The organism is Enterococcus sp. DIV0213h (genome assembly GCF_051711285.1).
Lineage (GTDB): Bacteria > Bacillota > Bacilli > Lactobacillales > Enterococcaceae > Enterococcus_D > Enterococcus_D casseliflavus.
The window spans coordinates 331,122-344,411 of sequence record NZ_JBIOMH010000001.1; the positions used below are offsets into that span (position 1 = coordinate 331,122).

Annotated in this window: 11 protein-coding genes; 8 read left to right on the forward strand and 3 right to left on the reverse strand. The window is 44.3% G+C overall.

Annotated features, from left to right (window positions below):
* Positions 1–2: 2 nt before the first annotated feature.
* Together icd and acnA are read right to left on the reverse strand one after the other, a co-directional pair.
* Positions 3–1,253: an NADP-dependent isocitrate dehydrogenase gene (gene icd / locus IGI77_RS01630; protein ID WP_438769276.1), complete on the reverse strand. Its 1,251-nt coding sequence runs from the start codon at positions 1,251–1,253 to the stop codon at positions 3–5.
* Complete coding sequence (gene acnA, locus IGI77_RS01635) at positions 1,246–3,942, reverse strand: aconitate hydratase AcnA (protein ID WP_115231615.1); 2,697 nt, start codon at positions 3,940–3,942, stop codon at positions 1,246–1,248. The genes icd and acnA overlap by 8 nt, the downstream gene beginning before the upstream one ends.
* Positions 3,943–4,177: 235 nt before the next feature.
* On the opposite strand from acnA, the gene IGI77_RS01640 reads away from it, so the two are divergent.
* From IGI77_RS01640 to spx, 4 genes are all read left to right on the forward strand, one after another.
* Positions 4,178–5,539: a citrate/2-methylcitrate synthase gene (locus IGI77_RS01640; protein ID WP_170927486.1), complete on the forward strand. Its 1,362-nt coding sequence runs from the start codon at positions 4,178–4,180 to the stop codon at positions 5,537–5,539.
* A gap of 235 nt (positions 5,540–5,774) precedes the next feature.
* Positions 5,775–7,232, forward strand: a complete 1,458-nt coding sequence (locus IGI77_RS01645; protein ID WP_438769278.1) for a peptidoglycan DD-metalloendopeptidase family protein — start codon at positions 5,775–5,777, stop codon at positions 7,230–7,232.
* Between the two features lie 287 nt (positions 7,233–7,519).
* Complete coding sequence (locus tag IGI77_RS01650) at positions 7,520–7,921, forward strand: Asp23/Gls24 family envelope stress response protein (RefSeq protein WP_005227156.1); 402 nt, start codon at positions 7,520–7,522, stop codon at positions 7,919–7,921.
* Positions 7,922–7,971: 50 nt separating this feature from the next.
* A complete protein-coding gene (spx, locus tag IGI77_RS01655) occupies positions 7,972–8,421 on the forward strand; it encodes a transcriptional regulator Spx (RefSeq protein ID WP_010748641.1) in 450 nt (149 codons plus the stop codon).
* A gap of 148 nt (positions 8,422–8,569) precedes the next feature.
* Here spx and rpsD read toward each other — a convergent pair whose 3' ends face one another.
* The gene (gene rpsD / locus IGI77_RS01660; protein ID WP_005227158.1) at positions 8,570–9,181 is read right to left on the reverse strand and encodes a 30S ribosomal protein S4; all 612 of its coding nucleotides are present in this window, start codon (positions 9,179–9,181) and stop codon (positions 8,570–8,572) included.
* Positions 9,182–9,548: 367 nt separating this feature from the next.
* Here rpsD and IGI77_RS01665 point away from each other — a divergent pair, with 367 nt between their 5' ends.
* The 4 genes from IGI77_RS01665 to pepT all read left to right on the forward strand — a co-directional run bounded on the left by IGI77_RS01665 (position 9,549) and on the right by pepT (position 13,155).
* Positions 9,549–10,346 (forward strand): formate/nitrite transporter family protein, encoded by a 798-nt coding sequence (locus IGI77_RS01665; protein WP_060792410.1) that lies wholly within the window; start codon positions 9,549–9,551, stop codon positions 10,344–10,346.
* A gap of 217 nt (positions 10,347–10,563) precedes the next feature.
* A complete protein-coding gene (locus IGI77_RS01670) occupies positions 10,564–11,340 on the forward strand; it encodes a Cof-type HAD-IIB family hydrolase (RefSeq protein ID WP_005227160.1) in 777 nt (258 codons plus the stop codon).
* A 119-nt stretch (positions 11,341–11,459) separates the two neighbouring features.
* On the forward strand, positions 11,460–11,882 hold the full coding sequence (locus tag IGI77_RS01675) for a methylglyoxal synthase (protein ID WP_008376307.1): 423 nt from the start codon (positions 11,460–11,462) through the stop codon (positions 11,880–11,882).
* A 37-nt stretch (positions 11,883–11,919) separates the two neighbouring features.
* On the forward strand, positions 11,920–13,155 hold the full coding sequence (gene pepT, locus IGI77_RS01680) for a peptidase T (protein ID WP_005227162.1): 1,236 nt from the start codon (positions 11,920–11,922) through the stop codon (positions 13,153–13,155).
* Positions 13,156–13,290: the final 135 nt, after the last annotated feature.

The following is a 13,290-nucleotide window of genomic DNA, read 5'->3' on the forward strand; positions in this document are numbered from 1 at the left end:
GTTTACGAATGGATCAACTGAAGGAGGTGTTCACCAAACGCTTGTGTCGTTAAACAGACCGCTTCTGGCATCAACCGCGCGAAGTCGGCAGTGACGTGTTGACTTTGCAAGGCTTGTTCAATGGCTTGTGTTAGGATTTGAGCTGCTTCTGGCCAGTTCAAATGTTCTAAAAGCATGCACGCTGACAGCAGCAGCGAACAGGGATTGGCTTTGCCAAGTCCTGCGATATCCGGTGCTGTTCCGTGGGTAGCTTCAAAGATGGCTGCCCCAGTAGCGTAGTTGATATTGGCACCGGGGGCGATCCCGATGCCGCCGACTTGTGCAGCAAGTGCATCAGAAATGTAGTCGCCGTTCAAATTACAAGTGGCAATGACGTCGAATTTTTCTGGATACAAAAGGATCTGTTGTAAAAAGTTGTCTGCGATCACGTCGTTAACAACGATTTTCCCAGCCGCTTTTGCCGAGGCAAGGGCGGCTTCGGCTGCCTTTGAGCCGTTTTCTGCTTTGATTTTGTTGTATTGATTCATTGTAAAACACTGGTCGGCGTATGTGGTCTCTGCAAGCTGATAGCCCCAGTTTTTAAAGCCGCCTTCTGTAAATTTCATGATATTGCCTTTATGCACCAGTGTCACCGTGGGCCGCTTTTGAGCGATCGCATACTCAATGGCAGCAGCGATCAAGCGCTGACTGCCTTCTAAAGAGATCGGCTTGATGCCGATAGCGGCAGTTTTAGGAAAACGAATCGCCTTGACAGCAAAGTCTGCTTGCAATGTCTGGATCAGACGCTGCGTTGCGTCGTCGTCTTTGGCAAATTCGATGCCAGCATAAACATCTTCAGTATTTTCTCGAAAGATCACCATATCGGTTTTTTCTGGCTGCTTTAAAGGCGAAGGGACCCCTGTAAAATAGCGAACAGGTCTGACACAGGCATAAAGATCCAGCGTTTGCCGCAAGGTGACATTCAAGGAGCGAAAGCCCTCGCCAATTGGGGTAGTCAACGGTCCTTTTAAGGCGTATTGTTGAGCCTTGATCGTATCGATGGTTGCTTGCGGCAGCCATTCCCCCGTCTGTTCAAAGGCGGCTTCTCCAGCTAAAACTTCCAGCCATTCGATGCGGCGTTGATTGTCATAGGCTTTATTTACAGCGGCATCAATCACAGGTTGCGCAGCCTGCCAAATCTCGGCACCGATGCCGTCTCCTGCAATGTAAGGAATGGTGATCGTCGTTGCTTCATGGGTTGTTTGGTTAGGCATGGGCAGTTCCTCCTAATTCAGCTTTTTTTCGAATGACCATCGGTAAAATTCCTTGATGCTTCCAATAGCGAATATCTGCAGGGGCATCAAAGCGCAGGCGGGTCATAAAGGAGACAGTCCCTCCGTCGATCCGTTGCGCAGTGACTTCGATCAGCTGCTTGACCACTGGCTCTTCTGGCAAAGCGATCGAGAATGTTTCGCTGCCGTCCAAATCAAACGATGCGGCACTTTCACCAGCAAGATATTCAAGCGGAATGATCCCCATCATGACCAAGTTGCTGCGATGGATTCGTTCGAAGCTTTCTGCTAAGACGACTTTAACGCCTAACAATTGTGTTCCTTTGGCGGCCCAGTCGCGAGAAGAACCCATGCCATAATCTTTACCAGCTAAAATGATACAGCTTTGACCAGCTTTTTGGTAATTCATAGCTGCGTCAAATATCGACAGGGTTTCCCCAGTTGGAAAATAATGCGTGACACTGCCAGTACTGCCAGGCACTAGCTGGTTTTGCAGACGGATGTTGCCGAAAGTCCCCCGCATCATAATCTGATGATTGCCGCGCCGCGAACCAAAGGAGTTGAATTCACGATACGGAACTTCTTTTTCTTGTAAAAATTTTCCGGCTGCAGAATCCATACTGATGCTGCCAGCAGGAGAAATATGGTCAGTGGTGACGGAATCACCCAATTTTGCCAAGACTTTCAGATCAGCTAAGACATCTGGTTTAGGCAACTCTTTGGTCAATGTTTCAAAGTAGGGCGGATGAGCGATGTAAGTGGATTGCTCCTCCCATTCATAACATGCGCTCGTGGTGGTTTCGATCGCATTCCAGCGTTCATTGGCATCAAAAAGATGCTCATAGGCAGCGCGAAATGCTTCTGGTCCGACGTACTCTTGAACGTAAGCATTGACTTCTTCATTGCTAGGCCAAATATCAGACAAATACACCGGCTCGTCATTGACGATAGCTAACGGTTCTTTTGTGAGATCTTTGCGAATGCTGCCAGCGATGGCATAGGCAACAACTAATGGCGGTGAAGCCAAATAATTGGCTTTGATCTGTGGATGGATTCTTCCTTCAAAATTTCGATTGCCTGACAGAACCGATGCCACCAGTAGATTTTCTGCCTCAATTGCTTCAGCGACCTGCGCTTCTAAAGGACCTGAATTTCCGATACAGGTGGTACAACCGTAGCCCACTAAATAAAAGCCGAGTTGCTCTAAATACGGCAGCAAACCACTGTTTTGCAAATAGGTGGTCACGATCTGGGAGCCCGGTGCAAGGGAGGTTTTGACCGTACGAGAGACGGTCAGACCTTTTTCAATGGCTTTTTTAGCCAATAAGCCTGCCGAGAGCATGACGAAGGGATTGCTCGTATTCGTACAGCTAGTGATCGCCGCCAAGACGATATCGCCGGTCACTAATTTGTCAGGTGCAGCATCTGGCCAGGTAACGCTGGCTTCTTTTTGCCATTCGTCCTCTGAAAGACCAAAGCCCTTGGGACCGACGGCAGCCGTGACCGATTGTTCAAAATCCTGACGGACTGCTGGAAGCAAAATCCGATCTTGCGGGCGCTTAGGGCCCGCTAATGCTGGCTGAACTTCTGCTAGATCGATGGTGATCGTCTTAGTATAGGTCGGCACGATCGTTTCATCATAAAAGAAATGGTTGGCTTTGGCGTAAGCGGCAACGAGTTCGATCAGCTCGCTGGAGCGACCGGTCGTTGCTAAGTAGTTCAAGGTCTCTTGATCAATCGGACAAAAACCGCAAGTCGCACCATATTCGGGAGCCATGTTTGCTAACGTTGCTCGATCAGCTAAACTTAAATGACGATAGCCAGGACCGAAGTATTCGACAAATTTTCCGACCACTTTTTCGATCCGCAGCACTTCAGTTACTTTTAGTGCTAAATCGGTGGCGGTGGTACCTGCAGGCATCTCGTTGATAAATTTCACCCCGATGACTTCAGGCGTAGGGAAGAAAGAAGGTTCGCCAAGAATCGCAGCTTCCGCTTCAATACCGCCAACCCCCCAACCGAGAACCCCCAAGCCGTTGATCATCGTGGTGTGAGAATCGGTTCCTTGCAATGTATCAGGAAACAGCAGTCGTTGATCTTCGTGTGTTTTTTGCAAGATTACATCAGATAACGATTCGATGTTGACTTGATGAATGATCCCTGTTTCAGGCGGTACGACTTCGAAATTGTCGAAAGAACCTTGCGCCCATTTCAAGAATTGATAGCGTTCTGCATTGCGTTCAAATTCCCGCTCCGTATTAAAAGCGATCGCCCCAGGAGTACCGGCTTGATCGACTTGCACAGAGTGGTCGACGACGAGTGTGACGGGAATCTCAGGATTGATGTCTTCTGCGGCACCGCCTAAAGCGACCATCGCATCCCGCATGGCAGCCAAATCAACGACTGCGGGTACCCCAGTAAAGTCTTGCAAAACGACCCGCTCTGGTTTGAACGGCACGACACCAGTAGGGGTTTCTGCCTGCCAGTTCGCTAAAAATGGTAAATAATCCTCTGTAATTTCCTCGTCTTGATGACGAGCAACACTTTCCAATAAAACTCGAATGGAGTAGGGCAAGCGAGATAAATCAGCCCCTAAGTCTTGGGTGATTTTCGCTAAGTCAATATACGTGTATTGCGTATCATTGACGGTGAGTTGAGATTGCCACTTCATAAGAATCCTCCTTTTTACGAAGATAAACGTACTTATTAGGAATAATTATACGTTGATAATTTAAAAAATCAATTAAATTTATGAAAAATATTTCATTTTCTCAACATCGTGCTATAATGTGTGAAAGTTTGTTAAAAAGCAACGATTTTATAGGATGACTATTTTAACGATGTTTGTATACGGTTAAATAACATTGTAGTCGATAGTTTGTAGAAAGATTGGAGGTAACATCACCGTGGAAAGATTAGAAAAGAAAGAGAAGATGTCCTATCTTGCATCGCAATGTCAGAAATACAATTTGATAGATGTGAATCTTTATTCAGAATATGATGTGAAACGTGGACTGAGGGATTTAAATGGCACGGGGGTCTTAGCAGGGCTTACGACGATCTCAACCATTTATCCAGAAAAAATCATTGCTGGCAAGCCAATTGAAGCTTGTGGCGAGCTGCGTTATCGCGGAATTGACATCAACGAGTTAGTTGCAGGGTTCGTCAATGAAAAACGCTTTGGCTTTGAAGAGATTGCATATTTATTACTTTTCGGCGAACTGCCAAACAAAACAGAACTTGCGGCCTTTCATTGCCTATTAGCAGAAAAACGTACATTGCCGACCAATTTTGTTCGTGACGTCATTATGAAAGCACCTTCTTCTGATATCATGAATAGCTTATCTCGCAGTATCTTGACACTGGCAAGTTACGATCCACAAGCAGATGACATCAGCATTGAAAATGTATTGGAACAAAGTCTGATGCTGATCAGTGTCTTTCCGCTCTTGGCAATCTACGGCTATCATGCCTACAATCATTACAATCAAGGGGAGAGTATGTATATCCACCGTCCGACCGAAGAGTTGAGTACAGCTGAAACGATTTTGACTATGCTACGTCCAACGAAAGAATATAGCTTCCAAGAAGCCCAAACATTGGATATGGCACTGGTTTTGCATATGGAACATGGCGGCGGGAATAATTCGACCTTTACGACACGAGTCGTTACCTCCAGTGGGACGGATACCTATTCAACGATTGCTGCAGCGCTAGGTTCTTTGAAAGGGCCTAAACATGGTGGTGCTAATATCAAAGTGACGGAAATGATGGGAGATTTGAAGCGCAACGTTGCTGACCTTACCGATGAACAGGCGATCCGCAGCTATTTGGAAGCAGTCTTAGATAAAGAAGCGTTTGACCGTAAAGGATTGATTTATGGCATGGGCCACGCGGTATACAGCGACAACGATCCCCGTGCGGCGATTTTTAAAAATTATGTGGCAAAACTGGCCCAAGAAAAAGGATCAGAAGCTTGGCAAGAATATCAATTGTATACGATGGTCGAACGAATTGCTCCTCAAGTCATCAATGAAAAGCGCAAAATCTACAAAGGAGTCAGTGCCAATATCGACTTTTTCAGCGGGTTTGTTTATAACATGTTGGATCTGCCAGAAGAACTGTATACACCAATGTTTGCTATCGCGCGGATCGTCGGCTGGTCCGCCCATCGGATCGAAGAGCTGGTCAACGCACAAAAAATCATGCGTCCCGCCTACAAAGAAGTGTCAAACGATCGGGAATATATCGATATAGAGTCAAGATAGATCAAAACAGCAGGGAGGAAGCTCGCTGCTGTTTTTGTTTTGGACACTCGAAAAAAAGAAGGATTGAGCCGTTTTTTGCGTATTTTTACTAGAGAGCAAATGAATGGCTTGGATCATTCATTCGTTAGAAAAATCAAGTTTTTCTCGTTTTTCATATAGGAATGCAAAAATTGATTACAAAGTTTCTTGCATTTTTTGTATGATAGAGGGAGGAATAAAGGAGGAAAGTTCACGAATGAAAATAAAAAAATGGATGGCGATTGCCATTATTACCAGTCAATTTTCAACAATGCTGCCAGTATCGGCTGCGGCATCTGTTTTGACGAACGAGTCTACTGCAGGTCAAAATACAGCTGAGTCAACGGTTCCGGGAGTGAACGGGCCAACCATGGGCTTGGTCCCTGAAGATGCCGCAACGGTACCAGGAGAAAACGGCGAAGTAGTTCCAGGAGAGTCAACACCTGCTCCTGAACAGCCAACACCAGAACCTTTGCCAGAACCAGAACCAACCCCGACACCAGAACCAACACCAGAACCAACACCAGAACCAGAAGAGCCGACACCAAATCCTGATCCTGAGCCGAATCCAGAACCAGAACCAACACCTGAGCCGGTGCCAGAACCAGAAGAACCAGCACCAAATCCAGCACCAAATCCAGAACCAGAACCAGAGACAACACCAAATCCAGAGCCAGAATCAACACCAAGCCAGCCTTCGCCTGACATCAAAGAAGTACCGAATGTACCAGAGTTGACGGTAACGCCGCCGCAAGAAGATGAGCCAGCAAAATTTGAAGTCACGCCAGTCAAAGAAACGTGGGACTTTATTATGGAGATTGGAGAAGATGCTCGTAAAGTTGGACAAGAAGAAGATCTTTACGCATCGGTCATGATTGCCCAAGCGATTTTAGAGTCTGGCAGCGGAAGAAGCCGTCTGAGCCAGGAGCCTTTTTATAACTTATTTGGTATTAAGGGACTTTATGAAGGGAATGGGATTTCCTTCCAAACACAAGAAGACGATGGTTCTGGTAATTTATACACAGTTCATGCCACTTTTCGCCAATATGACAGCATCGAATCTTCTTTGAAAGATTATGCGAAATTGTTGAAAGAAGGATTGGACCACAATCCGAATTTTTATAAAGGTGTTTGGAAATCAGAAACGGAATCTTATGAAGACGCCACGGAATATCTGACCGGACGTTATGCATCAGATACACAATACAATGAGAAGCTGAATGCGCTGATCGAAGCGTATGCCCTGACGAGTTATGACAAAGAGAAACCAGAATTACCCACAGGCAGCGAAAAGATGATCTATCCTGTCAGCAATCCAGTTGTCTCCTCTGTCTTTGGTCCACGAGGCAATGGGTTTCATCGTGGAGTGGACTTCGCCGCACCGCAAGGAACGCCAATCATGGCTAGTCTTTCAGGAACAGTGATCCGCTCAGAATATCATTCTTCATGGGGAAATTATGTTGCCATCGAGCACAAAGATGGGCTGACGACATTGTATGCCCACAATCATCGCAATTTAGTGGAAGTCGGTCAAACGGTCGAACAAGGCGAGGTGATTGCTTCTATGGGAAGTACGGGGAACAGTACAGGTCCGCACTTGCATTTTGAAGTCAGTCTTTCACCAAGTTTAGCGCGACACCAACTGATTGATCCGTTGGAAGTTTTGTCAAAATAACACGAAAAAAAGAGAGCGTTGTAGATGCTTTCTTTTTTTTTGTCAAGAAAAACGAATCATTTCAGGAAAATTATGCTTTGAGATTTTTTTAGCGCATTCATTTTATCTTGCGCGATAAATTTATTCCGAAAACAAGTGTTTTTCTTTGTAAAAAAAACAAAAAGAATTTATGCTAGAAAGGTAGGGAAAAAAAGTTCCCAAGAGGAATGTCCACTTTAGACAAGGTCGTGTATGCGACTTTGCGATGTCTCTAGTATCCTTTCTTATTTAACCAAGGAGTGTGAAAAATGACTGACGATCAGCAAACAACGAATGTGTCTAATGAAGCAGCGCAAGCAAGTCCACTGTCCTTTGAAGAGAAAGTCATTGAAACAATTGTTGGTGTCGCTTTGCAGTCAATTGATGGCTTGATTAGTGTAAATGGCAGATTTCTTTCAGATATGACCGAAAACCTTGAAGAACAGCCGCAAGTCGCTTCTGGCATTGATGTGGAAGTTGGCAAAGAAGAGGTTGCAGTTGATTTGGAAGTAATCGTGGCTTACGGCAAAGATATCCCCAAACTCTTTGCGCAAGTCCAAGAAGTGGTCTTAGAAGAAATTAGCCGCTTGACTTCTTTGAAAGTCAAAGAGATCAATATTCGAATCGCCGATATCGTCAAACAGGAAACGATCGATCAAATCGAAGGTTGAGCACCAAACAAAAAATCGAAGTACATCAAAGAGAAAGGAAGAATGAACAAATGATATCACTATATACAACACCCAGCTGTACGTCATGTCGTAAAGCCCGTGCATGGTTGACCGAAAATGAACTGCCATTTAAAGAGAGAAACATTTTTAGCGATCCATTAAATAGTGATGAACTAATGGAGATTCTTTCTTTAACGAAAAATGGAACGGAAGACATTATATCTACTCGTTCGAAAGTGTACCAAAAGCTAGACATTGATTTAGAAGAGTTGAAGCTAGAAGAGTTGCTTTCATTGATCGAAAAATACCCGAACTTATTGAAACGACCAATTATCTTAGATGAGAACAAGCTCCAAGTGGGGTACAATGAAGAAGACATTCGTAAATTCGTGCCACGAAACTTACGAAAGATCATTTTCAAACGACGCCAAACAGAGCTGCTCATGTTTAATTATCGCCAAAAGCAAGAAGAAGGCGAATCTGTTGCGAACTTTATCTAAAATAGGAACAAAACCGGCAAATGAATACAGCGATGTATCATTGTCGGTTTTTTTGGTATTTTTTTAAGGGTCTTCTTAAAGGGATCCGTAAATCCGCTGAGTCCACAAAAAAACACGATTCCCAAAAGGAATCGTGTCGGTTGAAATCTTAAAGTTTTTGGTTGTAGAATTCAACGACTAGTGCTTCGTCAACTTCTGCAGACAATTCATCACGCTCAGGTAAACGAGTTAATGAACCTTCTAATTTTTCGCTGTCAAAGCTTACAAATGACGCGCGGCCAGCTGTTGCTTCAACTGCTTCTTTGATTGTTGAGATGTTTTGTGATTTTTCACGAACGCTGATGACTTGTCCAACTTCAACGTGGTATGAAGGGATATCAACGCGTTTGCCATCAACTAAAACGTGACCGTGGTTTACTAATTGACGTGCTTGACGACGAGTAGTTGCTAAACCTAGGCGGTAAACAACGTTATCTAAGCGTTGTTCTAGCAAGATCATGAAGTTAACACCGTGTTTACCTTCTTTGATTTTGCTTGCTTTGATAAACAATGTACGGAATTGACGTTCGTTCATGCCATACATATGACGCAATTTTTGTTTTTCAGTTAATTGCATGCCGTATTCTGATTTTTTGCCACGGCTGTTTGGTCCGTGTTGACCTGGAGCGTAAGGGCGACGTGCCAATTCTTTTCCAGTTTCTGATAAAGAAATTCCTAAACGACGAGAAATTTTCCATGATGGTCCTGTATAACGAGACATAATTTAGTTCCTCCAATAAAATAGTTTGGAGTAAAATAATCCGTTGAAAAACTCACATTCGTGCAGTTCGTTCTTCAATCTTCACCTTTGCAGCCGCGGTTACGCAATTGCACCCGAGGGGCAACGAACTGGTGACGAGCTGTTATTTTCCTGCTGCATTATTTTACACAAGGAATAGTATACGACAAACTAGGGGCAAAAGTCAAGATGGAGCTGGCTTTGGATTTGATGAAAACAAAGCTTGAAATTTTTCATTAATTACTTATATTTTCAAATATCTCTTTACAAATCAGCATTTCGTCATTAGAATATGGAAGTATTGTGCAAATTATAACGAAGTAAAATTTTTCATAAAAGGAGTAGAAAAATGAATCCAGTATCCCCATTATTTGAGAAGATCGATTCATCCATAGAAAAGAAAATCGATTTGATCAAGAGTAGTTATTTGCGTTACGCTGTACGTGCGATGATGGCTTGTTTATTCTTGACCCTCGGAACAGCTATTGCTTTTGCGATCGCTATGAAAGGTGAATCAATGGTTCACGGGTTAGGAAAAATTTTGTATGCATTTATGTTTAGCTGGTCTTTAGTCATGATTCTTTATATGAACGCAGAATTAGGAACATCGAATATGTTGTATATGACTGTTGGGGTTTACCGTAAACGTCTAAGTATTCCTTTGGCATTGAAAATTTTGCTTACGTGTGTCTTGTTCAACTTGATCGGCGGGGTGATCTTCGGCTCGATCGTTGCGCTAACGGGACCTTTTCAAGGGCTGACCGCAGACAACTTTATGCTGACCTCGATCACTGCAAAATTAGAAAAATCCACTATCCAAATTTTAGTGGAAGCGATGTTCGCTAATATCGTGGTAAACACAGCCGTGTTGGTAAGCATGCGGATGAAAGACGATGCTGGAAAAGTCGCAGCAATCATTTTCATCATCTTCATCTTTGCTTTCTTAGGCTTCGAACACGTCATCGCTAACTTCCCAGCGTTTACCTTAGCTTTTTGGGCTTCAGGCGGACATTTGGCAGGCATGACTGCCGGCAGTGTGATCCATAATTTAGTTTTTGCCTTTATTGGTAATTATATCGGCGGTGGCTTGGTCATGGGACTTGGCTATGCATGGTTGAACAACTCAAAATCGACCTATGTCGACTAATCAGAACCTACAAAAAGAAGCAGCGATGCTTCTTTTTTTCTTTTCTCTAACATTTCTCTAGGAAGAAGCTATCATCCCTTAACGGAGCGTTGAAATCAGCGGTCATTTGTGTTAAGAATAAGTATGTACGGTTTTTCTTGCTGTTTTTTGTAAAAATGACCGCAACCAAGACCAAAATCTTAGTTACTTCTTAATAGAAAGCGAGCCTTAACCTTTTATGAATCGGAAATTCTTTGCCTTTGATATTGATGGAACCTTGCTTGACTCGAACAAACAGCCACTAGACAGTACGCTAAAAGCCCTTGACCTTCTGCGAGATGCTGGCCATTTCGTGACCGTTGCCACTGGGCGCAGTCGTTTTCACGCCCAAGACATTATTCGTTCGTTGTCCTTTGATAATTACATTTTATGTAATGGGGCAGCCGCCTTTCTTTCGCATCAGCAGGTGTATAAAAATTTGCTCGATGAAACGCAATTGGCTGCTTTCGTGGCAGAAGCCCAAGAGCTTGGGATCGATACGGCCTTTGTCGGGATGGATACAGCGAAACGAGCGTCTTCGTTGGATATTGCTAAAATGGAAGCAGCGATGCATTCCTTTGGTGCCCAACTTCCTGAGTTGGACATGGACTTTCCTGAAGAAAAAGAAGTCTATCAAGCATTGGCTTTTTACGGAAAAGAGTATGAGCATTTCTTTGACGAGAAATACAGCAAACTGCGTTTTGTACGTTGGCATGAAAACAGTGTGGATGTCGTTCCAAAAGAAGGCTCCAAAGCAGCAACGATCCTGTGTGTCGCAGAACAATTAGGGATAGCGCAAGAAGATGTGATCTGTTTTGGTGATGGCCAAAACGATCGTGAAATGCTGACTGCCGCAGGTGTCGGTGTGGCAATGGGCAATGCGGTCCCTGAGATCCAACAAGTCGCAGATATGGTGACCGCTAGCAATGATGAAGATGGTATCTGGTTAGCCTTGAAAGAATTACAACTGATTTAAAAAGGAATCCTTTAGACATAGCACAGTCGATTTGCGGCATCTGTGCTATGTTTTTTTTGTTTTTTCTCGGTCGCAAAGAAAATAAATTGGTACAATAGAAAAAAGGGGGAATGCAGCAAATGAAAATCGCATTGATTGCTCATGATCGAAAAAAAGATGTAATGGTAAAATTAGTGACTGCCTATCGAGAAATTTTAGCGCAGCATGAACTTTTCGCAACAGGAACTACGGGGAAGAGGATCGAAGAAGCAACCCAATTGCCTGTCCACCGCTACAAATCAGGGCCGCTGGGAGGAGACCAGCAAATTGGCGCCATGATTTCGCAAGATGACTTGGACATGGTGATCTTTTTGCGCGATCCTTTAGCCGCACAACCCCATGAACCAGATGTAACGGCATTGATTCGCTTGTCAGACGTGTACGAGATTCCTTTAGCCACCAATATGGGAACGGCAGAGATCTTGCTGCGCGGGTTAGCAGCTGGCTTTGCTGATTTTCGACAAGTGATCCACGAAACGGACAATCGTCCCCTGTCGTTATAAAGATAGTAGAAGAATTGAAGAAAAAGGATGTGCAGAATTGAAAGCAATCTTAAAGGATTTTTTGACCTATGCAAAAATGAATACTCGCTCGGATGCCACGAGTCAGACCATCCCAACGACGCAGGGACAAGTTGAGTTGGCTCTTTTATTGAAAGATCAGTTGATCGAGATGGGATTAGCGGATGTTGCTTACTATGAAAAGAATAGTTTTGTGATCGGACGTCTACCTGGTAATCCTGAAAAAACGGCGATTGGCTTTATTGCCCATGTAGATACGGCAGATTTCGAAGCTGAAAATATTCAACCGCAGATCCATGAAAATTACGATGGCAAGGATGTTTGTTTAAATAAAGAAAAAGCCATTTATATGACAACTGCTGAATTTCCTAATCTCAAAGACTATGTCGGCGAAACGTTGATCACAACGGATGGAACGACCCTGCTGGGTGCAGATGATAAAGCTGGTATCGCAGAGATCATTGATGCGCTGCGGATCTTACAAACGATGGATGCGCATAAGCGTGGCGATGTCTGGGTCGCTTTTGGTCCTGACGAAGAGATCGGGACTGGCGCTGATCGCTTTGATGCGGCGGATTTTCCAGTAGCATTTGCTTACACGATGGACAGTGGTCGCGTGGGCCATATGGAGTATGAAACCTTTAATGCGGCTCGTATCGATATAACGATCGACGGTACGAGTGTGCATCCTGGGACTGCCTATGGTCGTTTGGTCAACGCCTTGAAAATCGCGCATCAAATCGATGATGCCTTACCAGCAGAGGAAGTTCCTGAACGCACCCGCGGGTATGAAGGCTTCTACCTGCTGCACAATTTGACGGGACATATTGGTCGAGCAGAAGTTTCTTATATCATTCGTGATCACGATCATACGCTTTTTGAACAGCGAAAAGCCAACATCGTGGGGATCATTGATGAACTGAACACAGCCTATGGGCAAGAACGTATCACCTATACGCTGTATGACCAATATTACAATATGGGGGATTTGATCAAGAAAGATCCCCGCAGTATCGAAGCTGCCCGAGCAGGGATGCAAGCGATTGGCGTGACGCCGATCGAAGCACCGTTTCGTGGCGGGACCGACGGCTCGAAAATCACCTATAAAGGGATCCCAACACCGAACTTATTTGTCGGCGGTGAAAACTTCCATGGCCAGTATGAATTTATTACCGTGGAAGCGATGGAAAAAGCCCGTGATTTGATCGTGGCGATCGTAGAACACGTAGGACAAGAGGACACCACTGTTTCCTAAGAGAATTAAGCGACACGCTAGACTGATGCGAAAGAGTCTAGCGTGTTTTTTTGTCCTGCTGCAGGGAAGAACCGCAAGTGAAAGAACCTTTTTTTTCTGGACCAAAACCCTTATAATAGAAAAGAAGCTAAAAGA

Coding starts and splice junctions, on each gene's coding strand:
- icd (WP_438769276.1), bottom strand. CDS start 1,253: ATGCCTAACCAAACAACCCATGAAGCAACGACGATCACCATTCCTTAC.
- acnA (WP_115231615.1), bottom strand. CDS start 3,942: ATGAAGTGGCAATCTCAACTCACCGTCAATGATACGCAATACACGTAT.
- IGI77_RS01645 (WP_438769278.1), top strand. CDS start 5,775: ATGAAAATAAAAAAATGGATGGCGATTGCCATTATTACCAGTCAATTT.
- IGI77_RS01650 (WP_005227156.1), top strand. CDS start 7,520: ATGACTGACGATCAGCAAACAACGAATGTGTCTAATGAAGCAGCGCAA.
- spx (WP_010748641.1), top strand. CDS start 7,972: ATGATATCACTATATACAACACCCAGCTGTACGTCATGTCGTAAAGCC.
- rpsD (WP_005227158.1), bottom strand. CDS start 9,181: ATGTCTCGTTATACAGGACCATCATGGAAAATTTCTCGTCGTTTAGGA.
- IGI77_RS01665 (WP_060792410.1), top strand. CDS start 9,549: ATGAATCCAGTATCCCCATTATTTGAGAAGATCGATTCATCCATAGAA.
- IGI77_RS01670 (WP_005227160.1), top strand. CDS start 10,564: ATGAATCGGAAATTCTTTGCCTTTGATATTGATGGAACCTTGCTTGAC.
- IGI77_RS01675 (WP_008376307.1), top strand. CDS start 11,460: ATGAAAATCGCATTGATTGCTCATGATCGAAAAAAAGATGTAATGGTA.